The sequence below is a fragment of the Micromonospora sp. NPDC049523 genome, assembly GCF_040676775.1.
Classification (GTDB): Bacteria; Actinomycetota; Actinomycetes; order Mycobacteriales; family Micromonosporaceae; genus Micromonospora_G.
Map to the genome: position 1 here is coordinate 42,854 of NZ_JBFAPP010000020.1, position 24,527 is coordinate 67,380.

At 69.6% G+C, this 24,527-nt stretch carries 23 protein-coding genes; 15 read left to right on the top strand and 8 right to left on the bottom strand.

What is annotated here, in order from left to right; translation table 11 throughout:
- Window positions 1-94: 94 nt before the first annotated feature.
- Window positions 95-1,141, top strand: coding sequence for a DUF808 domain-containing protein (locus AB0J90_RS26790; protein WP_363600357.1), 1,047 nt, complete (start codon window positions 95-97; stop codon window positions 1,139-1,141).
- Between the two features lie 134 nt (window positions 1,142-1,275).
- Here the strand turns inward: AB0J90_RS26790 and AB0J90_RS26795 are convergent, their stop codons facing one another.
- Entirely contained in the window at window positions 1,276-2,898 is a 1,623-nt protein-coding gene (locus AB0J90_RS26795; protein WP_363600359.1) for an FAD-dependent oxidoreductase, read from the bottom strand.
- Window positions 2,899-3,219: 321 nt separating this feature from the next.
- Between AB0J90_RS26795 and AB0J90_RS26800 the strand changes: the two genes are divergently transcribed.
- Complete coding sequence (locus tag AB0J90_RS26800; protein ID WP_363600361.1) at window positions 3,220-4,461, top strand: MFS transporter; 1,242 nt, start codon at window positions 3,220-3,222, stop codon at window positions 4,459-4,461.
- Window positions 4,462-4,711: 250 nt separating this feature from the next.
- Window positions 4,712-5,422, top strand: a complete 711-nt coding sequence (locus tag AB0J90_RS26805; protein ID WP_363600363.1) for an alpha/beta hydrolase — start codon at window positions 4,712-4,714, stop codon at window positions 5,420-5,422.
- A 76-nt stretch (window positions 5,423-5,498) separates the two neighbouring features.
- On the opposite strand, the gene AB0J90_RS26810 is transcribed toward AB0J90_RS26805, so the two are convergent.
- Window positions 5,499-5,690, bottom strand: coding sequence for a 2TM domain-containing protein (locus AB0J90_RS26810; RefSeq protein ID WP_363600365.1), 192 nt, complete (start codon window positions 5,688-5,690; stop codon window positions 5,499-5,501).
- A 61-nt stretch (window positions 5,691-5,751) separates the two neighbouring features.
- On the opposite strand from AB0J90_RS26810, the gene AB0J90_RS26815 reads away from it, so the two are divergent.
- On the top strand, window positions 5,752-6,615 hold the full coding sequence (locus AB0J90_RS26815) for an alpha/beta hydrolase (RefSeq protein ID WP_363600367.1): 864 nt from the start codon (window positions 5,752-5,754) through the stop codon (window positions 6,613-6,615).
- 22 nt (window positions 6,616-6,637) lie between these two features.
- Window positions 6,638-7,015 (top strand): hypothetical protein, encoded by a 378-nt coding sequence (locus tag AB0J90_RS26820; protein ID WP_363600369.1) that lies wholly within the window; start codon window positions 6,638-6,640, stop codon window positions 7,013-7,015.
- Window positions 7,016-7,131: 116 nt separating this feature from the next.
- On the opposite strand, the gene AB0J90_RS26825 is transcribed toward AB0J90_RS26820, so the two are convergent.
- From AB0J90_RS26825 to bla, 3 genes are all read right to left on the bottom strand, one after another.
- Window positions 7,132-7,911: a hypothetical protein gene (locus AB0J90_RS26825; RefSeq protein ID WP_363600371.1), complete on the bottom strand. Its 780-nt coding sequence runs from the start codon at window positions 7,909-7,911 to the stop codon at window positions 7,132-7,134.
- A 207-nt stretch (window positions 7,912-8,118) separates the two neighbouring features.
- Window positions 8,119-9,543, bottom strand: a complete 1,425-nt coding sequence (locus tag AB0J90_RS26830; RefSeq protein ID WP_363600373.1) for an MFS transporter — start codon at window positions 9,541-9,543, stop codon at window positions 8,119-8,121.
- A gap of 186 nt (window positions 9,544-9,729) precedes the next feature.
- Entirely contained in the window at window positions 9,730-10,650 is a 921-nt protein-coding gene (bla, locus tag AB0J90_RS26835) for a class A beta-lactamase (protein ID WP_363600554.1), read from the bottom strand.
- Between the two features lie 149 nt (window positions 10,651-10,799).
- Here bla and AB0J90_RS26840 point away from each other — a divergent pair, with 149 nt between their 5' ends.
- From AB0J90_RS26840 to AB0J90_RS26860, 5 genes are all read left to right on the top strand, one after another.
- Complete coding sequence (locus tag AB0J90_RS26840; protein WP_363600375.1) at window positions 10,800-11,693, top strand: LysR family transcriptional regulator; 894 nt, start codon at window positions 10,800-10,802, stop codon at window positions 11,691-11,693.
- Window positions 11,690-12,592, top strand: a complete 903-nt coding sequence (locus AB0J90_RS26845) for a serine hydrolase (RefSeq protein ID WP_363600377.1) — start codon at window positions 11,690-11,692, stop codon at window positions 12,590-12,592. Before AB0J90_RS26840 ends, AB0J90_RS26845 begins: the two co-directional genes overlap by 4 nt.
- 83 nt (window positions 12,593-12,675) lie before the next feature.
- On the top strand, window positions 12,676-12,984 hold the full coding sequence (locus AB0J90_RS26850; protein WP_363600379.1) for a hypothetical protein: 309 nt from the start codon (window positions 12,676-12,678) through the stop codon (window positions 12,982-12,984).
- Between the two features lie 402 nt (window positions 12,985-13,386).
- The gene (locus tag AB0J90_RS26855; RefSeq protein ID WP_363600381.1) at window positions 13,387-13,965 is read left to right on the top strand and encodes a hypothetical protein; all 579 of its coding nucleotides are present in this window, start codon (window positions 13,387-13,389) and stop codon (window positions 13,963-13,965) included.
- 122 nt (window positions 13,966-14,087) lie between these two features.
- Window positions 14,088-14,768 (top strand): lytic polysaccharide monooxygenase, encoded by a 681-nt coding sequence (locus AB0J90_RS26860; RefSeq protein WP_363600383.1) that lies wholly within the window; start codon window positions 14,088-14,090, stop codon window positions 14,766-14,768.
- Here AB0J90_RS26860 and AB0J90_RS26865 read toward each other — a convergent pair.
- Window positions 14,735-15,097, bottom strand: coding sequence for a helix-turn-helix domain-containing protein (locus AB0J90_RS26865; RefSeq protein ID WP_363600385.1), 363 nt, complete (start codon window positions 15,095-15,097; stop codon window positions 14,735-14,737). The two genes, AB0J90_RS26860 and AB0J90_RS26865, sit on opposite strands and share 34 nt — an antisense overlap.
- A 164-nt stretch (window positions 15,098-15,261) precedes the next feature.
- On the opposite strand from AB0J90_RS26865, the gene AB0J90_RS26870 reads away from it, so the two are divergent.
- Entirely contained in the window at window positions 15,262-16,221 is a 960-nt protein-coding gene (locus AB0J90_RS26870; protein WP_363600387.1) for a TAXI family TRAP transporter solute-binding subunit, read from the top strand.
- 35 nt (window positions 16,222-16,256) lie between these two features.
- Here the strand turns inward: AB0J90_RS26870 and AB0J90_RS26875 are convergent, their stop codons facing one another.
- Entirely contained in the window at window positions 16,257-17,738 is a 1,482-nt protein-coding gene (locus AB0J90_RS26875; protein WP_363600389.1) for a HAMP domain-containing sensor histidine kinase, read from the bottom strand.
- A 6-nt stretch (window positions 17,739-17,744) separates the two neighbouring features.
- Window positions 17,745-18,428, bottom strand: coding sequence for a response regulator transcription factor (locus tag AB0J90_RS26880; RefSeq protein ID WP_363600391.1), 684 nt, complete (start codon window positions 18,426-18,428; stop codon window positions 17,745-17,747).
- A gap of 175 nt (window positions 18,429-18,603) precedes the next feature.
- Between AB0J90_RS26880 and AB0J90_RS26885 the strand changes: the two genes are divergently transcribed.
- The 4 genes from AB0J90_RS26885 (at window position 18,604) to AB0J90_RS26900 (ending at window position 24,420) form a co-directional block, all read left to right on the top strand.
- Entirely contained in the window at window positions 18,604-19,626 is a 1,023-nt protein-coding gene (locus tag AB0J90_RS26885; RefSeq protein ID WP_363600393.1) for a tripartite tricarboxylate transporter substrate-binding protein, read from the top strand.
- 1 nt (window position 19,627) lies between these two features.
- Window positions 19,628-20,089, top strand: coding sequence for a tripartite tricarboxylate transporter TctB family protein (locus tag AB0J90_RS26890; RefSeq protein ID WP_363600395.1), 462 nt, complete (start codon window positions 19,628-19,630; stop codon window positions 20,087-20,089).
- Between the two features lie 21 nt (window positions 20,090-20,110).
- Window positions 20,111-21,616, top strand: a complete 1,506-nt coding sequence (locus tag AB0J90_RS26895; protein ID WP_363600397.1) for a tripartite tricarboxylate transporter permease — start codon at window positions 20,111-20,113, stop codon at window positions 21,614-21,616.
- 1,142 nt (window positions 21,617-22,758) lie between these two features.
- Window positions 22,759-24,420, top strand: coding sequence for a cellulose-binding protein (locus AB0J90_RS26900; protein WP_363600399.1), 1,662 nt, complete (start codon window positions 22,759-22,761; stop codon window positions 24,418-24,420).
- Window positions 24,421-24,527: the final 107 nt, after the last annotated feature.

The window sequence follows — 24,527 nt, forward strand, 5'->3', positions numbered from 1 at the left end:
TCGACATCTCACCCGGCCGGCAGCATGCCTCGGACAGGTACCTGAGCGAGAATGGGTCAGCCCGGACTCTGCTCAACCCTGGAAGGACCATCCCTTGGCCAGTGGACTCGTAGCCCTGCTGGATGACGTGGCGGCGCTGGCTCGCGCCGCTGCCGCGTCCGTCGACGACATCGGGGCGGCCGCGGCGAAAGCCGGTGCCAAGGCCGCGGGTGTCGTCGTCGACGATGCCGCCGTCACACCGCAGTACGTGCGGAGCCTGGCGTCCGAGCGCGAGCTGCCGATCGTCAAGCGCATTGCCCTGGGGTCGCTACGCAACAAGTTCCTCATCATCCTGCCGGCGGTGTTGCTGCTCAGTCAGTTCGTGCCCTGGCTGCTCACCCCGATCCTGATGCTCGGTGGCGCCTACCTGTGTTACGAAGGCGCGGAGAAGGTGTGGGCCAAGGTCGCCCATCACGATGCCCACGGTGCGGGCGAGGAGAGGGTGCAGGACGAGAAGACGCTGGTGGCCGGGGCCGTACGGACCGACCTGATCCTTTCGGCCGAGATCATGGTCATCGCCCTCAACGAGGTGATCGAGGAGGGGTTCTGGTCCCGCCTGGTGATCCTGGCCCTCGTCGCCGTCGTCATCACCGTCCTGGTGTACGGCGTCGTGGCCCTGATCGTGAGGATGGACGATGCCGGACTGCGCCTGGCGCAACTCTCCGGTGCCGCGGCCAGGTTCGGCCGGGGTCTGGTGAAGGCGATGCCGGTGGTTCTCACCGTGCTGACGGTCGTCGGCACCGCCGCGATGCTGTGGGTGGGCGGACACATCCTGCTGGTCGGCGCGGACGAGCTGGGCCTGCACATTCTGTACGAGGCCGTGCACCACGCGGAGGAAGCCGTCCACGACGCCGCGGGTGTCCTCGGTGGGCTGCTCGGCTGGCTCGTCAACACGGTGGCCAGCGCGATCCTCGGGCTGATCGTCGGTGCGGTGGTCGTGCTGGTCATGACCTTCACGTTCCACCGTCGCAAGTCCACGGCCGCCCCGGAGGCGGCGGGCGCGGCGGCGGGCGTGACCCACCCCGACGGCACCACCCCCGCGACACCGCCTGGTACGGATCGGCGTAGCGACGCCTCCGTGGACGGGGCGCCGCGTACCTGACGGCGGGAGCATCGCCAATCGCCCCTGCGGGCAGGCGTTTCTCGTCGACCGCACCAGCACGGACCCAAGCTGGGCACCTGGAACCTGCGGACCCGGTTGGCCCGCCTCGCGGAGAAGGCGGACCGGTAGGCGGATCAACCGGCCGCGAGCACCGCGTGGACCGAGGAGACCGCGCTCGCGCCTTCGCCGACCGCGGTCGCCACCCGTTTCGTCGAGCCCGCGCGGAGGTCACCCACCGCGAACACCCGCGGCGCGCTGGTCTGGAACGGCAGTGGCGCGGCGTACGCCCCGGCCGGCAGCCTGCCGTCGGTCAGGACGAAGCCGTTCTCGTCCTTGACCACGCCGGTCAGCCAGTCCGACACGGGGTCGGCGCCGATGAAGCAGAACAGCGCCCGGCAGTCCAGCCGGTCGCGGCCTCCGCCGGACCGCTCGACGACGATCGACGCGAGGGTGTCGTCGCCTTCCAGGTCGCGGACCTCCGTGCCGGTGTGGAGCCGGATACGGGGGTCCATCCGGATCCGGTCGGTCAGGTAGGACGACATGCTGGCGCCGAGGTCGGTGCCGCGGACGATCAAATCGACGGTCGCGCCGCGAGCGGCCAGGGACAGCGCCGCCTGCCCGGCCGAGTTGGCGCCGCCGACGACCGCGACCGGTTGGTGCTCGTACCCCCGGACGTCCAGGTCCGTCGCCGCATAACGGATGCAGCCGCCCTTCTCGAAGGGCACCCAGTTCGGGATGTCGAGACGCCGGTAGTGCACCCCGGTCGCGGCGATCACCGCTCGGGACTCGATACGCGAACCGTCCGCCAGCAGCACTGCCGGCCGGCGGTCGTCAGCGAGGTCGAGGCTGGCGACCGCACAGGGCGAGAAGATCCGTACCCCGAACTTGAGCGCCTGGACCATGGCGAGCCGGGTGAGCTGCTCTCCGCTGATGCCCTGCGGAAAGCCCAGGTAGTTCTCGATCCGGGAACTCTTGGCTGCCTGGCCGCCGATCCCGGAGCGGTCCAGCAGCACGGTGGCCAGGCCCTCGGACGCCGCGTACACGGCGGCGGCCAGGCCGGCCGGGCCACCGCCGACCACGACGAGATCGGCCTGCCTCCCGTCGGACCGGTAGGTGAGACCGAGCGCGTCGGCGACCGTCTCGGGCGTCGCGTTCCGCAGGACCGAGCCAGTGATCGTCGCGGCTGGGAGGTCGGCCGGGGCCAGCCCGGCCGACCTCATCAGCGCGAGCCCGGCCGGCGACATCGCGTCGAACCAGGCATGTGGCAGGAGCAACTGCGCGACGTACGTGCGCAGCGCCCGCGCCGCCGCATCCTCGGCCCGGCCGACGATCTCCAGGGCATTGCCAGCCGCCGTACGGATGGTGTCGCGGCGTGCCCGGAATGCCTCGATCAGCAGGTCGGCGATGTCGACCTGCTCGGCCAGGACCCGGCGCAGCGTCGCCGCGCCGATCCGGACGATCGTCCCGGCGGACACCACCCGCGCGGTCAGGTACACATGCTGACCGGTGAGCAGGCTGAGTTCGCCGAGGAAGTCGCCGGGGCGACCGTGGTAGACGCGGCGTTCCGGCTCGATCGCGGTCGCCTCCCGGACGATGTCGACGGTCGCCGTACGGAGCAGGAAGAGATCGTAGGAATCGTCGCCGGACGCGAACAGGTTCCGCCCGATCTCGGCATGCTCGACCTCGCCGTACGCGGCGAGTCGGCGGAACTGCTCGTCGTCGAGAAAACGACCGCTCGGTGGCGGGTTGTCGCTCATCTGGACCCTCCGTGCTTCGCGGCGGGGTGGGCCGGCGGGCCTCGGGGGATACCCGCCGGCACCCGAATCCTGCCGGGCCGCGCTGAACACGAACTTGACGCGCCGTCCAGTGCCCTCGGCGGGCTTCGTAGCGCGGACCACTCGGTCGACGGGGAAGCGGTGCCGCGCCGGGCACCGCAGCCTGTACGCGCCTTGTGCGGCTGCACGGCGTACGCGAACCGCCGGGCGTTTCTCGGTATCGATCGAGAAAGGTGAATAAATTGGTCGTCAACCCGGCACCGACAGGATCGACCGACGAATGTCTCCTGCCGAGGACGGAACATGCATCAGCAAGCTTTCGAAGGCCAGTGTGTTGCCGAGGAGGGCCGGCACACCGCCGCCACGTCGCGCATCCGCAATCCGAAACTGACCCTGTTCGCGCTGGCGCTGGGCACCTTCGCGATCGGTACCGGCGAGTTCGGTAGCAACGGCATCATCCAGCTCTTCTCGTCCGACCTCGACGTGACGATCCCGGTCGCGACGTACGCGATCACCGCGTACGCCTTCGGGGTGGTGATCGGCTCTCCGGCGATCACCCTCCTCGCGGCCAGGGTCAACCGACGCACCCTGCTGCTCGGCCTGGTCGTGCTGTTTCTGGTCGGCAACGGGCTCTCGGCGTCGGCGCCGAACATCGCGCTGCTCGTCGTCTTCCGGTTCGTCGCAGGCAGTGTGCAGGGTGCGTTCTTCGGTGCCGGTGCCGTCGTCGCCGCGTACGTGTACGGCCCGGGGCGTGGCGGCAAGGCGTTCGCCACGGTGATGGGAGGACTCACCATCGCCACCATCATCGGATCGCCGCTCGGCACCTTCATCGGCCAGAACGCCGGCTGGCGTGTCATGTACTGGGCCGTGGTCGCGATCGGTCTGCTGGCCGGCGCTGCCCTGGTCGCCTGGCTGCCGCGCACCGACGACCTGCGCGGCGGCTCCATCGCGAACGAGCTGGGCGCACTGCGTCGTCTGAACGTCTGGCTGATGTTCGCGGTGGCGTCGCTCGGCATCTCGAGCATCTTCGCCGTCTACACGTTCATCGGCCCGTTCGTCACCGACGCCGCGCTGCGCGACGCCACGCTGATCCCGGCCGCGCTGGCCGTCTTCGGCGTCGGCATGGCTGTCGGCAACCACCTCGGCGGACGCGTCGCCGACCGGGATGCCGACCGCGGCCTGATCTGGGGCTACGGCGGCGTTCTGGTGTTGCTCGTGCTGATCGGCGTGGCCGGAAGCAACCTGGCGATCCTGCTGCCCTGCCTGTTCGGCGTCGGCGCGACCATGATGTTCGCGATCCCGACCATCCAGGTGCGGCTGACCGGCTTCGCCCCGGACGCGCCGACCCTGATGGGCGCCCTCAACCTCGCCGCCCTCAACCTGGCCAACTCGTTGGGCGCGATCGGTGGCGCGATCACCCTCGATGCCGGCTGGGGCGCGCTCTCCACGGTCTGGGCCGGTTTCGTTCTCACCACCGCCGGGCTGCTGCTGTACGTGACGACGGTCGCCCGGACAAAGCCGTCCCCGGTCCCCGTCCATGTCTGACGCGGACAAGCTCATCCCCACCGGTCGGTGCCGCCGCCTGGCACGCCCCTTCAGTCGGTATCCAGTTCCTGTCAACTGACTGCTTCTAGCGTCGGCTCGTCGGGAGAACCCGACGAGCCGACGAGGGAGTAGGAAAAGTGCTCAACAGGAAGAAACCCGCGGCCTCCGCCGCGGCCACGGCCGTCGTCGCGGCGGCCGACCCGAGCGTGTTCGTGGTGACCGCGTCCGGCACCCGTCCAGGTGGTCGACCGTGACGAATCCGACGATCGTGCTGGTGCACGGAGCGTTCGCCGACAGCAGCGGGTTCAACGCGGTCGCCCAGGGGCTGCTCGCTGACGGCTACCCGGTGGTCGCGGCACCCAACCCGCTTCGTGGGCTCTCCTTCGACGCGGCGCAGGTGAAGGCGTTGCTGGAGAGCATCGAGGGTCCGATCGTGCTGGTCGGCCACTCGTACGGCGGCGCTGTCATCTCGTCGGCCGCCACGGGGAACCCGGACATCCAGGCGCTGGTCTACCTGGCGGCGTTCGTGCCGGAGACCGGGGAGGCCGTTCAGGAACTGGTCGAGAAGTTCCCCGGGAGCACGGTCGGGGAGTCCCTGAAACCGGTGCCGCTGCCGGACGGGCAGGTCGACCTCTATATCGAACCGAAGGTGTTCCACGCCCGGTTCGCGGCCGACGTGCCCGCCGAGGAGGCCGCGCTTTACGCGATCGCGCAGCGCCCGGCTACCGGTGCCGCGCTCGGTGAGCCCGCGACCGGTCCGCAGGCGTGGCACACGATTCCCAACTACAACCTGATCTCAGGGGAGGACAAGATCATTCCGCCCGCCGCTCAAGAGTTCATGGCCAAGCGTGCCGACGCCAAGGTTCAGGTTGTCAGCGGTGCCTCGCACATGGTGTTCGCGTCGCAGCCGGAAACGACCGTGGCGTTCATCGAGAAGGCTGCCCGGGAGACCGCGCGCTGACGATCTGTTCGCGGAGGGGTGCGGTGGTTCCGCATGCCGTACCCCTCCGCTTCCGTCCCCTAAACCGTGACCGCGCTCAGCCCCGCAACCGACGGTTGACCGCCCAGACGTGGAACGCCAGCCCGATACCCCAGGCGAGGATGGACCACAGCGGCCAGAAGAAATGTTCCGGATCGAAAATCCACCACACCACGACCTGGGCCAAATTGGCCAGGACGTAGGAGAGAATGTGGGACCACAGTCCCCACTTCACGGCGGTATCGCTCATTGTCGAATTCATTTCCGCAGGCTAGGTCGACGTACTTGACGACGATTGAACTGCTGCTTCAGTGTTCGTCAAGTACGCGTCCCTACGCTGGCCGCCGATTGACATCGGTACTGAAGGGACCATTTTGATGAAGACGACCCGCCGCACGTTGCTGGCTGGATCCGCCGCGGCCGCGACCGGCGCACTGTTCGCGGCGCCGGCCGCACAGGCACACACCCGTCCCGGGAACGGACCCAAACCGACCGTCGTTCTCGTGCACGGTGCGTTCGCCGACGCCTCCGGCTGGAACGGCGTGGCCAGCCGGCTCATCCGGGATGGCTACCCGGTCATCGCCCCGGCGAACCCGCTGCGCGGGGTGAGCGCCGACTCCGCCTACCTGGCAAGTGTTCTCGCCACCCTCGACGGCCCCCTGGTGGTCGTCGCGCACTCCTACGGCGGCATGGTCACCACGAACGCCACGACCGGCAACGCGAACGTCAAGGCCCTGGTGTACGTCGCCGCGTTCGTACCCGACCATAGCGAAACGCTGCTGGGGCTGCAGACGGCGTACCCGGGAAGCAAGCTGGACGAGGCGGCGCTGGACTTCCGTCCCTACGGTGAGGGCCACGTCGACGGGTACATCAAGAAAGCGGCCTTCCGCGACGTGTTCGCCGCGGACGTGCCGAGGGCGACGACCGACCTGATGTGGGCGTCGCAGCGACCGGCTGACGCGACCACGCTGGGGGAGCCGTCCGGCGTCCCTGCGTGGACGACGATCCCTTCCTGGTACCTCGTCGCCCGCAAGGACAACGTGATCCCCGCCGCGGCGCAGCGGTTCATGGCGCAGCGGGCCCGCGCACACACGGCCGAGGTCAGCGCCTCGCATGTCGCGATGATCGCGCAGCCGGCCGCGACGGCGGAGTTCATCAAGCGCGCCGCGCGCTGACGAAGGCCCAAGGGGGGCAGTGATGTTCGAGCGTCTCGGGCGGACGATGGTCCGTTGGCGGTGGTGGGTGATCGCCCTTGCGGTGGCCTTGATCGCGTTCGGTGGCATCTGGGGTACGCAGGTATTCGGCTCGTTGACCACCGCGGGGTTCGACGATCCGGCGTTCCAGCAGGCCGTCGACGAGACGCTCGACTCACTTCCCAACGATGTGGTGACCAGCACCGTCACCTACTGGAGCACGAACAGCCCGACCCTGGTCGACGAGGGCCGCCGTTCCACCTACGCGGTGCTGACCCTGGCCGGCGACGACGAGACCCAGCGCGGCGAAGCGCTGGAGGAGATCGAGGACGACCTGGCCGCCCCCGGCCTGCAGACGCAGGTCGGAGGCATCACCACGTAGGACAAACAGTGGAAGCTCGCTGAACAGGCCCGGGTCGAGCTGCCGTCGCCGTTGGCGTACGTCAGCGGCACCCGGGCCCAGCCGGCACCCCACTGCGTCCGGGCCGATCCAGCGCGTCAGCTCCGGGTGGCCAGGTCGGCGCAGCCGGTCTCCTCGGGGAGCAGCGGCCGGAACACGATCCTCCACTGCTTGCCGCCCGATTGCCACGGTGTGTCGGCGTTGGCCTTCTGGGCCGCGCCGATCACCTTGCTCGCGTCGTCGCCGGCGACCGCCACACAGCCGACGTCGACGGTGGCGTTGAGCTTGTCGCCCGGTAGGGCCGGCCCCGGCCAGTCCACGGCGGGCTGGGCCGGCAGTGCCGGATCGGGCTGCGTCACATACGGCGTCACGATCGCCGCGATCGCCACCGGCGCGTAGGGCGCGGGCTCCTCGATTTTGTCGTCACCGAGAGTGGTGTGCAGGTCGCTCAACGCGCCGACCAGGTCGGAGAGTTTCTTACGGGCTGCCTGCTGCGCGTCGGTCAGGCCACCCGCGTCCTCCATGCCCAGTGCGACGACCTCCAACGTCTTGGTGCCGTCGGGGGTGACCAGCGTGAACCGGGTGTTCTGGACGTCGGCGACCGGTGGCTGGCCGAGGTCGGTGGAGGCGCCGACCCCCGCGTCCTGTGCCCTCTTGACCAGCGTCCGCACGTCCTCGGCCGAGATCACCGTCTGCAGCAGGTTAGGTAGCGCGGGGCCGGGATAGGCGAGCGTAGTCGGCCCTTGGGTGATCACCCGACCGTCGCCGTGGATCGACACCACCGGCAGACGGCTCGGGATCGTCTCGACCGGCACGAAACCGCCGGTGTAGTCGACCCGCAGCACGACTGCGTCGCCGTCCAGGTATCCGACATCCATCGGGGGCGAACTTCCAACGCTCGGCTGAGGGCCGCAGGCGGCCAGGAGAAGCAACGCGGGTGCGGCCGCCGCCAGGCCCAAACGGGGTGTCCGTGTCGTCATGCCGGTCAGACGACGAGAACGGAGATCCGGTTCCCGGCGACCACGGCACGCGCGAATCCCACGGCGAACGAGGTCCTCGCGATGCCCGGTGTCACAGCCAGGTTGTCATTCTGGCTCGTTGCCCGGATCCTGTGGTTTGCGCTGTTCGTCGACCCGGATGACCTTCTCGCCGCCGGCAGGCGGGCGCATCTGGCGCTGGGCGACCAGACCGGCCAGGGCAGCGAGTATTCCGCCGCCGAGGATCACCGGCCGGGTGCCGTCGACCAGGAAGTCGGCGCTGCCCACAGTCACCTGTCGTTGTCCGATCAGCGTCACCAGCAGCGGCGTCAGGACCACCGAGCACCCCAGGACGACCTTCAGCATCGACTGGTAGAGCGCGTTGACCCGGCCGCGCATCGAGTCCTCCACCCGGAACCCGATGATGGTGACCCCGGTCAGGAACGCGGCCCCGGCGCAGGCACCCGTCAGTACCACGGCTGGCAGCGAGACGGCCAGGTGTGGGGAGAGCGCCACCAGCACGAGCGCACCTCCGGCGGCGACGACCGCGAGGCCGAACAGTCGTTCGTGCGACAGGCGGCGGGCCAGCCTGGGTGCCCCGAGGATGCCGACCACCAGACCGAGGAACGCGGCGAGCAGCAGCAGCCCGAAGGCGGCCTGGCCGCCGAGCAGGCTCAACGCGTACGGCTGGGCCGAACCGACCACGGCGCCGGCTGCGGCGAGTGCGCCCATCATGCCGATCAGCAGGCCCCGGACGACCGGGGTGCCGCGCAGGTAGCCGACGCTGTCGCGCATCATGGCGCCCAGCCCCGGACCAGGTGTGGCGGCGGGCTCGGCACCGGTCACGATCTGGAGCGGATCGCCGCTGGGGCGGCCGGGGTTGGCCGCTGGGGCGGGTCCCGACAGCTCGCTCAGAAGTGTGACGATCGAGGTGGCGCTGGCCAGGTAGAACAGCGCCGCGACGACGATGGCGAGCCGGGTCAGCCCGTTCATGCCGATCACGTCGGGTGACAGACCGAGAACGGTGCCGGCCCCGGTGATCAGGATGAACAGACCGCCGCCGACCACGATCGTGATGCCGTACGTCATGACCAGGCCGAGTTGGGCCGCTGGCGCGAGTTGCTCCGGGCGACGCAACAGGCGGGGTAGCGAGGCATCCTTCGACGGGATCCACATGGTCGTGGCCACCTGGACGAGGAAGCCGCCGACCAGGATCCACCAGTAGGTGTTCACCACGGCGATCGACAACAGGAGCGCGCAACGGGCCAGGTCGGCTACGGCCATCACCGTACGCCGGTCGAACCGGTCCGCGATCAGCCCGGCGATCGGCGCGAACAGCAGGCCGGGCAGCAGGTTCGCGAACAGGACGCCGCTGAATGCGAAGTTCAGCCCAGCGGCGCTGGTGGCCAGCGTACTGGCCAGCGCGGCGAGCCCGGACAGGGCCAGCCAGTCCCCCGAACTGCACAGCCCGGTGACGATCCACAGCCGGCGGAACGCCCGCAGGGCCAGAACCTCCCGGGCGGAGGCCAGCATGGGAATGTCAACTTGCTCCGAGGTGCCTGTATCCCCAGCTACAGGGCCCCGTTCAGCGCCGATCTGCACCTGCGCACGTTAGACCGGCCCGGCTCGGAGAGCAAAGATCGCCCGCCGGGGGTCGCGGAGCTGTCGCTGCCCCGGCCGCCCCGCCGGGTGTGTCCCGACGGGCCGGCAGGGTCCGGGTTACCGGCGCAGTGCCGCGGCTGCCACCTTCGCCGCCTCCGCGAGCAGAGCGTCGTCGTACCCGGCGTCCTGCTTGTCCCGACTGGACAGGATGGCGAGTACCAGGGGCTCACCGTCGGGTGGCCACACCACGGCGATGTCGTTGCGGGTGCCGTACCCGCCGGAACCGGTCTTGTCGCCGACGGTCCAGTCGGCCGGTACGCCGGCTCGGATCGTCTTGCCGCCGGTGGTGTTGCCACGAAGCCACCCGGTCAGTACCGTCCGATCCTCCGCGTCGAGCGCCGCACCGAGGGCGTACGCACGCAGGTCGCTGCCGAGTGCCCGCGGTGTGCTGGTGTCCCGCCGGTCGCCCGGCGTCGCCTCGTTGAGCGCGGTCTCGATCCGCTCGGGGTCGGTGACCTGGTCGCCGAGTCCGCGCAGCGCCTGCTCGAGACCGTCGGGGCCGCCGAGACGACGCAGCAGCAGGTTGCCGGCGGTGTTGTCGCTGTAACGCACCGCCGCGTCGGCGATCGCGCGCAGTGTCATGCCGGTGTCCACGTGCTTTTCGGTGACCGGTGAGTAGGTGACCAGGTCGGCGCTGGAGTACCGGACGACCTGGTCGAGTTCGGCCGTCGAGGTAGCCGCCAGCACCGCGCCCGCCGCCAGTGCCTTGAACGTCGAGGCGTAGGCGAATCGCTCGTCCGCGCGGTACTCCACCGTACGACCGGAGCCGGTGTCGAGGGCGTATACGCCGAGCCGGGCGCCGAACCGCGTCTCCAGCCGTTCGAACTCGGGTCCGAGCCCGGAGACCGGTGCCGGGGTCGTCGCCGTGGCCGACGGGGCGGTGCCGGTCGGCGTTCCGCTCGCCGCGCAGCCGGCGAGCGGGACCAGCGCAAGCGCGGCCGAGACCACGATCGCGACACGTCGGGGCGAGGGGACCACGAAGCGGATCAGCATCGTCGAGTCTTCCTTCCGTTCTCGGTGGGTTCCGTCGCCCGGCCGGGGCAATCTGGAGCCTCGCATCACCGGGTGGATGCCGTCCAAGACACAAGTGTGCGGATCAATGCTGATCCGGCATAGACTGCCCCGCCGTGGATGTCGTACGGGCTTGTGAGGCATTTGTTGCTGTCAGCGGGCACGGCAGTTTCACCGTCGGCGCGGCCGCGGCCCGGATCCCGCAGTCGGTCGCCAGCCGTCGCATCGCCGCCCTCGAACAGCACTTCGGGGCCAAGCTGTTCGAGCGGTCGTCGCGCAGCGTCCTGCTCACCCCGTTCGGCCGGGACATGCTGCCGTCGGCGAGGCGGCTGGTCGAACTCGCCGAGACGTTGGAGCACGACGCCGAGCGGGCGAAGCTTCGGCCGTTCCGGCTGGCCGTACCCATGATCTGCACGGCACGGACGCTCGCCCTTCTGGTCGCCGAGGCCCGACGGCACGACCTGCATCTCGAACCGCAACCGGCCGGACCGGGGGAGCGCGCGGAACTCGCCCGTGGGCTGGAGGTACGGGCGGCGCTCGTGGCGGTGCCACCGACCGGAAGCACCTGGCGGGTGCCGCTCGGCCTCGCCGGCCGCGACGATGCCGGGGCCACCGCCGTCTACCTCGAGACGCTGCGGGCGGGTCGGGCGGACCGGGGAGGGCGCCGACGACGAGCCTGGATCCAGCCGGAGGACGACGTGCCTCACGTACGCGACCGGCTGACCCGGCTGGCCGACGCGGTCGGCCTGCAACCCGCGCAGGTCACGGTGGCGACCGCACTCGTCGACGCGGCGGCACAGGTGCTCGACTCGACCGACCTGCTGCTCTGCTCGCGCGGCCAGGCCGACGAACTCGGGCTGCACTGGCACCCGATCGGCGAGCTGGACCTGGCACGCGGCTACGACATCGCGGCGGCGTCACGCGAGGAGGCGCACCGGATCCGGGCGCTGCCGCCGGCCGAGATCGGGCGGTGCCTCGGTGCGCCGGGCAGCGCCGAGGCACGGGCGTGAGCGCCGTACGGGTCCTGGCCGAGGCCCGGGAGGCGCTGCGCGACGGCGGCCTGCGCGGCTCGTTCCTGGTACGCGACCTGGACTCCGGTGACGAACTCGGGCTCGAACCCGACCTGGAGTTCCCGGTGGCGTCGCTGGTGAAGGTGCCGCTCGCGGTGGCCACGCTGGAGCGGATCCAACGGGGTGAGCTGGACGGGGCGACCCCGGTCCCGGTCGCACCCGGTCGGATCACCACGGCGGGACCGAGTGGGCTGAGCAAGTTCCGCCACCCGGTCACGGTCGCCGTCGACGACCTGCTCTACCTGAGCACCTCGGTGAGCGACAGTGTGGCCGCCGACGCCCTCTTCGAGCTGACCCGACCCGCCGAGGTCACCGCCGAGCTGCGGCGTCTCGGCTTCGACGGCATCACGGTACGTCAGTTCGCCAGCGAACTCACCCGTACGCCGGCCGAGCGACTCGGCCCGAACGAAGCCCACCTCGTGCACTCCCTCGCCATCGCGGCGGCGACCCCCGGACACGGTCACCCGGTACCCCAGCTCGACGTCAGCCGCGCCAACACCGGATCGGCCAGGGCCTTCGTGGAGCTGCTCCAGGGCCTGTGGCGACCCTCGTCCGTGCATCCCGAGACCGCGGCCCGGATCCGTGGACTGATGGCCGACAACGTGCACCGGCAACGGCTCGCGCCCGACTTCGCCTCCGACGCGTCGTGCTGGTCGTCGAAGACCGGCACCCTGCTCAATCTCCGTCACGAGGTCGGGGTGGTCGAGCATGCCGACGGAGCGGCGTACGCGGTCGCCGCCCTCACCGAGTCCAGCGTGCCGGCCGTCGTCCAACCCGACGCGGAGGCGTTGATGGCGCAGGTCGCCCGGACGCTGCGCGACCAGCTCCGGATGTTCTGAGCCCTGGATCATGCTGACTACAGTCGGCCCTGCCACAGGAGGCCAGGCACCGACGCGGCCGGTGGCGGAGGATGGGGAGGACCATGATGGACGAGCCAACCTGGTACGTGGTCGTCGAGGAGAACCTGAGCCACGGTGACAGCCGCAACTGGCGCGTGTCCGAGGTGAAACCCGCCGGTCCGGACCTGGCGGCAGCGCGGGCGGTGGCGATGACGACAGCCCGACAGCATGTGCCCACGCATCCGATGTCGCCCCGTCGACGGCAGATCTTCGCCGTCAGCGAGGAGAACCTCCTGGTGATCGTCACCGGCCGAACCACATCCTTCCAGTTCCGGGTCAGCCTCGCCCGGCTGGTGCACGACGAGCCCGAACGTGTGGTCGCCGCCTGGTAGCACCTGCGAGGGTGGTCGCGCTTTTCCTGGCTGGACGCCGGTGCCGGGTGACCTGCACGGTGTCGGCAGGTTGGCCCAGATTGATCTCACGCTGAGGATCGTCTCTGTTGCCCGAGCGGATTCGGGCGTGTTGGAATGGCCCATATCGCCGCAGCGCGGGGGCAACCGCGCTGGGATCGGCCAGCACGGGAGCTTCGTAGCGCCGGCAGCGCGCCGCTTCGGCAGACGCTCGTACGCCGCGTCGCCGGGCCATCGCCAGGACGACGGACATCCTGCCGGGCGGGCATGCTCGCCCGCCGTACGTGTCTCCGCGACAGCCGACGCTTTCGACGTCTGACCTACCAGAGGCGTCCGATGCGGTCTGCCGTCGCTCCCGAACCGGCGACGAGGTGAGAAGCGATCATGTTTTTCTGGGAAAGTTTCGCGGGGTGGTACCGAAACCGCCTGGTGTGGGTGGCGGTGATCCTGCTGGTGGTGTCGGCCGGCGTTTTCGTGCTGGTGAACCGGGCCGGCCGGGAGGCGGAGCCGGCGGAGCTGCGAGGGCAGATCATGACCCGGATGCGTACCACGCTCGAACAGGCGGACCCGGGGCAGCACAACCACGCCGGACACGGCGTGCAGCAGGTGGCCACCGAGGAGAAGGCGGCGGTGATCTGCGGGGTTCGCGTCTACGGCTACGAGCCGGCCGAGGTGACCGCGCTGGCCGACGTACGGACGGTCTACGGCTTCCATCTCTGCGGTGTCGCCGAGCAGAACCGCCCCTGGGACGTGGCGGTCAAGCTGGCCGGCCCGTTGATCATGGACATGTCGGCCGAGCCTCCGGGCATCCAGGTGGTCGAGGCGACCGCCGACGTCATGTTCGTCGACCGGCTGCGGGACATGTTCCCGGACAGGTACGCGGAGCTGGCACTCAAGGAGGCGCTGGCCGATTCGGAGATGGCCGATCTGCGCCGCCGGTACGACGCCGCCGCCGGAGTCTGACCGTGCTCGGCGTCGGGTCGGGTCCATAAATAGATCGACATTGATATTTAAGTTCATAGATGTAATAGTTGGCTGGGAGCGTTCCCATCGAGATCTCTGCATCGAGGAACGGAGGATGAACAGTGCGTTCACACAAGTCCGATCAATCCAGCGGACGATCCCGGCCAGCCGCCCGTCAGTCCCTCCGGGCGCTCGTCCTGCTGCTCGCCATGGTGGTCGGTACGCTGCCCTGGGCCGGCGCGGCCCAGGCTCACGGCACCATCGTCAACCCGGCAAGTCGCGCCTACCAGTGCTGGAAGACCTGGGGCAGCCAACACACGAACCCGGCAATGCAGCAACAAGACCCCATGTGCTGGCGGGCGTTCCAGGCCAATCCCGACACCATGTGGAACTGGATGAGCGCGCTTCGGGACGGCCTCGCCGGGCAGTACCAGGCCCGTACCCCGGACGGACAGCTGTGCAGCAACGCCCTCTCCAGGAACGACACCCTGAACCAGCCCGGAGCATGGAAGTCGACCACCGTCGGCCGCAGCTTCACGGTTCAGATGTACGACCAGGCCAGCCACGGCGCCGACTACTTCCGGGTCTACGTCACCAAGCAGGGGTTCAACCCCAGCACCCAGAGCGTCGGGTGGGGCAACCTGGACCTGATCACCACGACCGGACGGTACGCGCCAGCGCAGAACATCTCGTTCAACGTCTCGGTCTCCGGACGTACCGGTAACCACGTCCTGTTCGTGATCTGGAAGGCGTCGCACATGGACCAGACCTACATGTGGTGCAGCGACATCAACATCGTCTGATCGGCAGGCCGACAACCGAGGTACCAATCCGGCCCAGGGCGTTGGCGTCCTGGGCCGGATTGTCCTTCGGTGCCGGTAAGCCGCCAACGTGGCGTCGCTCGAACTCCACCCGCACCCGTTGTGCGGTCCGGGGCGCTACCCCAGGCCGTCGCGCAGATCCGCTTGGTATCGGCCGGGGTCTGGCCCACGACCTCGGTGAACGCCTCGATGCAGCTCGAAGGGTCGGACCACCCGCACTCCACCGCGGTGTCGGTGACGGACCGGCCATTGGCGAGATGGACCAGTCCGTGGTGGATGCGCAGGATGGTGCGCCAGCGCTGGAAGCCCATCCCCAGCTCGGTGTGGAACAGGCGGCTCCGCGTGCGTTCGCTCGTACCGGCGGCTCGTCCTAGTTCCGCCAGGGTCGCGTTCCGGCCAGGATTTGCGTGCAGGAGGTCGGTGACGATCGATCAGGCGTGATGTCGGCGGCGACCGACGTCCGTATCATCACGGCATGGGGCTGAACCTCAAGCCACGGATCAGCCGGAGGGCGATGCTCCTTGCCGCCGGAGGGCTGCTCGTCGGTTGCTCCGAGCAGCCCGAGATCGACGAGGTCCACCTGCGACTGGCCACCGGGCCGGCGGGGGCGGTCTACCGGCGCATCGGCGGTGCGCTGGCCGAACAAATCTCCGAGCATGTGCCGGGCGCCACGGTAACCACAGTGCCGAGCGGGGCGTCCACCGACAACATCCGGATGCTGCGGGCCGGCGAGGTGCACCTCGGACTGACGAGCCTGGACGCACTGATCACGACCGACGGCAGTGCGCCCGAGGGGCTCGCGGCGATATGCCGGCTCTACGACAGTCACCTGCACCTCGTGGTGATGGCCAGTTCGGCGATCGACGAGTTCCGGGACCTCGACGGCAAACGCATCTCCCTCGGCGCCCGCGACTCGGGCACCGAGTTCACGTCGCTGCGGGTCCTGGAACTTGGCCCGGTGAAGGCCGACGGTCGGTTCCTCAGCCAGGCCGAATCGGCGGCATCACTGCGCGACGGCGAGATCGACGCGATGTTCTCGCTGACCGGCGTCCCGACACCCGCCATCACGGAGTTGGCGCAGCGGCACCCCATCCGGCTGATCCCGCTGGACGCACAGGCAGACGCGCTTTTCACGGCGTACCCGGGCCCCTACGCCCCGGCCACGATTCCCGCGACCGCCTACGCCGACGTCCCGGCCACCCGGACCGTCGCCGTACCGAACGTGCTTCTTGCGCGCAACGACCTGCCCGACGACCTGGTCTACGCCATCACCGACACGATCTTCACGCATGCCGGGACGATCGCTTCCGAAAGCCGCGACGTCGCCGAGGCCGTACCCGAGGCGTGGCGGATCAACGTACGTACCGGAATCTCCACCGCGTCGATCCCGCTCCACCCGGGCTCGGCCGCCTGGTTCCGCGACCAGAAGCGCTGACCGAGACAGCGACAGGCCGGCAACGCGGCCGGGTCTCAGCTCGGCGATCGAGCCGGGGCAGCGGACGACGACGCGACCCGCGGTACGACCGGTAACGCGATCACCGCGGCGAATCCGTGCCCGGACCCGTCCGGACGCGGTAAGCCCTCCTCCAGCCGCAACTCGCCCCCGGCCCCACCGACCAGGTCGGCGCAGATCGCCAGCCCCAGGCCGGTCCCGGAGACGTTCTGGTGCCGAGGCGACCGCCAGAACCGCCGTAGTGCCTGCTCCCACTCGGAGGCGTCGATCCCCTGGCCATCGTCACGGACAGTGATCGTGACCACTCCTCCGACCTCGGCGCCGTGGCCGTTTCCAGCACCCGCACCACCGGGGACGACTCGGGCGTTCACCTCCACCACCCGCGCGTTCGACAGCCGTAACGCGTTGCTGATCAGTTCGTCCAGAATGCTGCCCAGTCCGCCCGGCGGCTCCAGCAGCCGCAGCCCCGGGGGCACGTCGACCGCCAGGGTCTGCCCCGCGGTCGCCGTCAACGCCCGCCACCGGTCCACCCGGGTCGTCAGCACCTCGTCGAGATCCACCGGTGACGCCGTCCGCAGGCTCTCCATACGCGCACTGGCCTGCAGCGAGTTCAGCATCCGCTGCATCGCCTTCAGCTCCTCGACGGCGACCTCGTACATCTGCCGCCCGTCGCCCTCCGGCCGCAGGTGCAGTTCGAGGCTCTCCACCGCGAGCCGAAGGCTGGTCAACGGGTTGCGCAACTGGTGCGACGCGTCGGACACGAATGCCCGCTGCCGCTGCACCGCGTTCTCGACGGCGTCCATCATGGTGTTGAACGACTCCGTCAGCCGCCGCAGCTCCACCGGGCCGGCCTCCGCGTCGACACGGATCGTCAGGTCGCCCTCGGAGATCCGCGAGGTCGCCGCGTCCAGCTTCCGTACCGGCCGCAGCACCCACGCCGAAACCGGCCAGGCGACGACCACCAGTGCGATCAGCGGCAACAGCCCGAGCCCGGCCAGCCGGGCCCAGCGTACGAGGATGCGATCGCGCGTCTTCGACAGGTCGGAGATCGTCACGACGGCACCGACGACCTCGCTGTCCCGGCCCACCGGCTCGGCTACGACGAGGGCGGAGTCGTCCCACGGTGCCCATTTCCCGGACGGTTCGGATCGGGCCCCGGCCAGCGCCGCGGTGACGATCCGGGGCAACGCCGGCTCGGCGTGCGCCGCCTGCTGGTACGCGGCGGCCGGTCCGAGCAGCACCTTGCCCGACGTGTCGATCAGTGCGACCGGAATGCCGTACAGCCTGTGGTAGCGCGCCAGCTCCTGGTGGAGCGCCTCGGTGCGTCCGCTCGACAGCGCGGTCTCGGCCAGCGACGCGAACCGGCCGACGTCGCCCAGCCGGTCGACGTACGTCTCCTGCATCTCCCGCTCGGCGACGGTGACGCTGAGCGGCGCACCGAGCGCCGTGACGAGCAGCACCGCGAGGGGCACGAGGACGGCGAGCAGGCGACGGTGCACGGCGCGTCAGCCGATCAGCTCCGGCTGGTCGGCCAGGAGCCGATAGCCGACCCCGTGGATCGTACGGATGAGCACCGCCAGCCCGAGCTTGTGCCGCAACGCCGCGATGTGGGTGTCCAGGGTGCGACTCGAGGACTCCCAGGTCGCGCCCCAGATCTGGTCGAGGATGACCTCCCGGCTCACCACGTTCGGCGCCCGGCGGGCCAGCAGCAGGAGCAGGTCGAACTCCTTGCGGGTCAGCGTCACGGGTGTGCCGTCGACGGTGACCTCGCGGGTGCCGACGCCGATCCGCATCGGGCCGAGGACGAGCGGCCCGTCCGGGTGGCTCAGCGCACGAGCCACCCGGGTACGCCGCAGCACGGCGTCGATCCGGGCCAGCAACTCCGGGATGCCGAACGGTTTCACGATGTAGTCGTCGGCGCCGGCGCGCAAGCCACGGACCCGCTCGTGCTCCTCCGACCGTGCTGTCACGGCGATGACGGCGGTCTCCGGACGGTCGCGCAGCTTGCGGATCACGTCGAGTCCGTCGCCGTCGGGCAGACCGAGGTCGACGAGGACCACGTCGGATGGGGCGGCATGCGCTGCCTCCGCGGCGGTGGCGATGCGGTGGACCTCGAAGCCCGCCTGGGCAAGGACGGTCACCAGACCCCGCGCCACGCGGTCGTCATCTTCGATGACGGTGATCCGCATACCCGCGAATTGTACGCCTCGGATCGACGCTCGTGTCAGCCCTGACTTCTTTGGATTCCTCTGACATGCGGAGCATTCCTTGGGATTTCTCTGACACCATCGGCGTCCCTACCAGCCGAGACTGGGTCCGCGCACTCGCCGACGAATGCGCCTGCGCTGACGAGGAGGGCGCGATATGGAAACGACCGACAGGTACCGGGTCGCCACGCGGATGATCGCCGCGATCGGCCTCGTTTCGCTCGTCGCCGCCTGTTCCGGCGACGGAGGCGCGACCGGCGGAGGCGGCGCCAGCGGTTACCCGGACGAGAACATCACGTTCGTCGTGCCGTTCAGCGCGGGCGGTCCGACAGACACGGTCACCCGCATGATCGCCGAGCCGATGGCCGCGAAGCTCGGTGCCAAGATCGTTGTCCAGAACGTCGAGGGCGCCGGCGGTACGGTCGGCGCCGGCGAGGTCGCGCGGGCCGAACCGGACGGCTACACCGTGCTCATGCACCACATCGGTATGTCGACGGCGCCCGCCCTGTACAAGAACCTGGGCTACCAGCCGCTGGAGGACTTCGAGACGATCGGGCTGGTCACCGAGGTGCCGATGACGGTCGTCGCCCGGAAGGACTTCCCGCCCGCGACGCTGCCGGACCTCGTGACCCACGTGAAGGCGAATGCCAACAAGGTCACGCTGGCCAACGCCGGTATCGGTGCCGCGTCCCATCTGTGCGGCCTGCTGTTCCAGAGCGCCACCGGGGTCAAGCTCCAGGAGGTCCCGTACCAGGGCACCGGCCCGGCGCTGACCGACCTCGTCGGCGGCCAGGTCGACTTCATGTGCGACCAGACGACCAACACCAGCGGCCAGATCTCCGCGGGCGAGGTGAAGGCGTACGCGGTGACCACGCCGGAGCGGGTGAGGAGCCTGCCCGACCTGCCCACCACGGCCGAGGCCGGGCTGCCCCAGCTCCAGGTCAGCGTGTGGCACGGTCTCTACGTCCCGGCCGACACGCCGCAGGAGGTCGTACAGAAGCTGTCCGAGGCGCTGAAGGTGGCACTGGCCGATCAAGCGGTGATCGACCAGATGGCCAAGCTCGGCACCGCGCCGGTCCCGGCCGAGGCCGCGACCCCGCAGGCGCACCGGACCAAGCTCGAGGAGCAGCTCGGCACCTGGGCGAAGGTGATCGCCGACGCCGGGGTCAAGGCCTCCTGAGGTGGAGCGCCGCCGGTCCTTCCCGGATGTGCTCGCCGGGGGAGTCTTCGTCCTGATCGGTGGCGCATTCGTCGTGGGGTCGCTCGGCTACGAGCTGGGCACCCCACTGCGGATGGGCCCCGGCGCCTTCCCGCTGCTGGTCGGCGCGACCGTGGCCGTCCTGGGGCTGGCGATCGTCGTCAAGGGACTCGTCGCCGGTGAGGTGGTCGCGTTCGGGTCGATCCCGTGGCGTGCGGTCGCGGTCATCGTGCTCGCCGTCCTGTTTTTCGGATTCACCGTCCGGCGTCTCGGATTCGTACCGACGTCGGCGGTGACCGCCCTGCTCACCACGCTGGCCAGCGCGCGCGTACGGCTGCTCACGGCCGTGGCGGTGGCCGCCGGGCTGACCCTGGCCGGCACGCTCATCTTCATCGTCGGACTTCAGTTGCGGATCCCGCTCTGGGGCCCGTGGCTCGGGTTCTGACGCGACCGCCGGATTGGGGCAATGGAACTTCTCGACAACCTCGCGCTGGGCTTCTCGACGGCCTTCCTGATTCAGAACGTCCTCTACTGCTTCGTGGGTGTGCTGCTCGGGACGGCGGTCGGCGTCCTGCCCGGCATCGGGCCGACGGCGACGGTGGCGATGCTGCTGCCGATCACGTTCAGCTTCGAGCCGGTCACGGCGCTGATCATGCTGGCCGGCATCTACTACGGCGCACAGTACGGCGGCTCGACGACCGCCATCCTGATCAACCTGCCCGGTGAGTCGTCGGCGGCGGTCACCGCGCTGGACGGGCACGAGATGGCCCGGCAGGGCCGGGCCGGCGCGGCCCTGGCCGCCGCCGCGGTCGGGTCCTTCATCGCGGGTACGGTGGCCACCGTCGCGCTGGCCGTCGCGGCCCCACCGTTGGCCCGCGTCGCGTTGAAGTTCGGCCCGGCCGAATACTTCTCGCTGGTGTTGCTCGGCCTGATCGTGTCGATCGCGCTGGCGCGTGGCACGGCACTCAAGGCGCTGGCGATGATCGCGCTCGGCGTCCTGCTCGGCACGGTCGGCCAGGACATCTACACCGGCACTCCCCGGTTCGTGCTCGACCAGCGCGAACTGTACGGCGGCATCGACTTCGTCTCGGTCGCCGTCGGCATGTTCGGGGTGGCCGAGATCCTGCGCAACCTGGAGAACGAGCACACCCGCACGGCGGTCGTCAGCAGGATCACGAGCCTCTGGCCGACCCGCGAGGACCGGCGGCGGATCGTCGGCCCGATCCTGCGTGGCACCGGTCTCGGCGCGGCGCTCGGCGTCCTGCCCGGCGGTGGCCACGTGCTTGCCTCGTTCACCTCGTACGCCGTCGAGAAGCGGATCTCGAAGCGACCGCAGGAGTTCGGGCGTGGTGCGATCGAGGGTGTCGCCGGGCCCGAGTCGGCGAACAACGCCGCCGCACAGACGTCGTTCATCCCGCTGCTCACCCTGGGGCTACCCGCTCACCCGGTGATGGCACTGATGGTCGGCGCGTTCATCGTCCACGGCATAACTCCCGGCCCGAACGTCCTCACCGACGAGCCGGCGCTGTTCTGGGGCCTGATCGCGTCGATGTGGATCGGCAACGTGCTGCTCCTCCTACTGAACCTGCCGCTGATCGGTCTCTGGGTACGCATGCTGCGCATCCCGTACCAGGTGCTGTTCCCGATGATCATCCTGTTCGCGGCGATCGGCACCTACTCCCTGGCATTCAACGCGTACGACGTCTACGCGATCGCGTTCTTCGGGATCCTGGGCTACGTCCTGATCAAGTGCGGTTGCGAGCCCGCGCCACTGCTGCTCGGCTTCGTCCTCGGACCCCTGCTGGAGGAGAACCTGCGGCGGGCGCTGATCATCTCCCGCGGCGACGCGTCGGTCTTCCTGACCCGACCGATCTCCGCGGTGCTCCTGGCCCTGGCCGTGGCGGCGCTCGTCGTCGCCGTCCTCCCGACGATCCACCGGCGCCGCGAAGTCGTGTTCGCCGAGGAGGAGTAGGAGCCGTTGCACGGAAAGGCGTTGTCGAGGGCCGGTCCGGCAGCCGCCGGGCACGGTGAGCGCGTCGGTGGCGGAGTCACCGGGCGGCATCACGCGGGGGTCGCCGTCGGACTCGGCGCTGGCCGTACCGCCGGCGAGGAAGACCCCGCCGAGAGCCACCATGACCGCGGTGAAAAACGGCCAGCAGAGGTCTGGTCGATCTTCTGCGCATCTGCTCCTCCGGGTCGAAGAGGTCGTGGCGGACCGGCTCAGGGCGTCCGTCGGGTCTGCCGGCCCCGGTCGTCGTAGGGGTGCCAAGCTGTCTGCGGCCTAGGTTACGAAACTCTTCCGAAATATCCAAGACCCTGAATTTCTGTGGTCGACCGGTCGGTGTCTCGTCTAGGAGATCGAAGGCTCCTCGGTCATCGCGATGTCTTCGCAGCTCATGCTGGTTCTTCAGGGAGCGTCTGGCGACGACAGGTCGACATCGGCATGTCCGTGTCGGACGTGCTCGCCCACTCCCAGTCGGTCGGCGTGCGCTCTCGTGGGCCGCAAACTTGCAGGTCTTCAGCCGAAAATTTTCAGGCGACGCACGACGGCTAATCGATGTCTGACCTGGGGGTTTGTGATGGAAGTCCAGGTCAACGCAGGAATTCATGGGATTGAATCCCACGAAACTTTTCCGTAACCTCTCGCCCTACGGGTGGCCTCGAGGTCGATGCCCAGCTCAACCGGCTTCGGGTCGCACCCGTACCCCATGACCATCCCCTGTGAAGGAGGCCGCGTTGGGCGTCACGCACCGCGCGGCGGCGGACCGGTCCCGGCCGTGCCCGCTGTCGTGGCGATCTTGCCACCCCTCGGTCGTCAAGCTGACCGGCGGCTGAGCGGCGCCGTCCCGCCCGCACCAGGACCGATTCCGCCAGACGCCGTTCGGTCCATGCCCGTCCCGGCTCGACAGAGCCCGTCCCGGCTCGACAGAGCCCGTCCCGGCTCGGGCGAGATGGACACGCGAACCGGCGGGACCGTCAGCTCGCGCGTCCGCGAACCTGACCCTCGCCGCCGCAGCCGCGCACGTGCCGTCCCCCTGATCGGTCGCGGCTGCCCCACTCGCGTCCGTCGAGGTCGATCCAACGTCCGTCGCGAACCCTGGAAGGAGAGCCCCAATGACCATCGGTGCACGCCGGTCGAGATTACGTCCGGCGGTCGTCGCGTTCGCGGTAGCAGCCCTCGTCGTCACCGGAGCGGTAACCGTCGTGGCCCGAACCACGCCGGCCCACGCCGCCTCCAGCGTGGAGGACGAGGGCGCCGACTGTCCGGTGCCGAACACGTCGGTGCCGTCGAGTTCCCGGTTGCCCGACCCGTTCCGGAAGCTGGACGGCACGCGGATCACTACCAAGGCCGAATGGCCATGCCGTCGGGCCGAGACCCGGGAGTTGGCCGAGCGGGCCGTGTACGGACAGAAGCCGGCCAAGCCGGCCACCGTGAGTGGCACCGTCTCGAACACGAGCATCCAGGTGAACGTGTCGGAACAGGGACGCAGTGCCAGTTTCTCCGCCAGCATCCAACTGCCGTCCGGCACCGGCCCGTTCCCGGCGGTCGTGGTTCTGGGCGGGTTCGGCGCCGATACCGCCACCATCCGCAATTCCGGGGCCGCGGTCATCAACTACGACCCCCTCGCCGTCGGCCGGGAGGGCACCCCTCGTAACAACAAGCAGGGCGCCTTCTACACGCTCTACGGCGCCAACAGCAGCACCGGCATCCTGATGGCCTGGGCCTGGGGAGTGTCCCGGATCATCGACGTCATCGAACAGTCCGGCGGCAACATCCTGCGCCCTGACGCGACCGGGGTGACCGGCTGTTCCCGCTACGGCAAGGGCGCGTTCGTGATCGGCGCGTTCGACCAACGGATCGCGCTGACCATGCCGATCGAGTCCGGCTCCGGCGGCGCCCCGATCTTCCGCGGCATCCCCGGCGAGTCCGGCTCCCAACCGCTGTCCAGCGCCTACACCGAGCAGCCCTGGCTCGGTGACGCGTTCAGCGCCTACACCAGCAACCCCAGCGGACTGCCGGTCGACACCCACCAGATGATCGGCCTCGTCGCACCCCGAGGGCTGTTCGTCATGGAGAACCCGCACATCGACTGGCTCGCCGCCCGCTCCGGCAGCAACGCCGCCCTCGCCGGCGCCGAGATCTACAAAGCACTCGGGGCGGGGGAGAACATCACCTACTGGTCGGACGTATCGGACGGCACCCACTGCGCCAGCCGGTCCGAATGGCGGACCCCGCTGCAGCAGAACATCCAGAAGTACCTGCTGAAGACCGGCAACGCCGCCGGCACGATCCGGATCTCCAGCCGCAAGCAGGGCAACCTGGCCGAGTGGCGCGACTGGCAGACCCCGACCCTCACCGACGGACCCACCACCCCGACACCCACCACCCCGTCACCCACCACCCCGTCACCCACCACCCCGTCACCCACCACCCCGCCACCCACGACACCTCCACCGACGACGCCTCCGCCCACGACCGCGCCGCCGACCACGCCCCCGCCAGGTGGCACCTGCACCGCCACCCTTTCCCCGGGCTCACGCTGGAACGACCGCTACAACCTCGCCGTCGCCGTCACCGGCGCCAACGACTGGATCGTCACCATGACCATCCCCAACCCCGCCCAGGTCCTCACCACCTGGAACGTCACCACCACCTACAACAACACCACCCGCACCCTCACCGCCCGACCAAACGGGAACGGCAACAACTGGGGCCTCACCATCCAACACAACGGCAACTGGACCTGGCCCACCACCACCTGCCGTCTCCCCTGACCACCACCACAACCCGAACACGCGTTGCCAAGCATCAATGCACGGCTCGATGAATCCTGCCCGCTCATCAGAGAGAGGCATACAGGAATGATGAACCAGACCGTCGA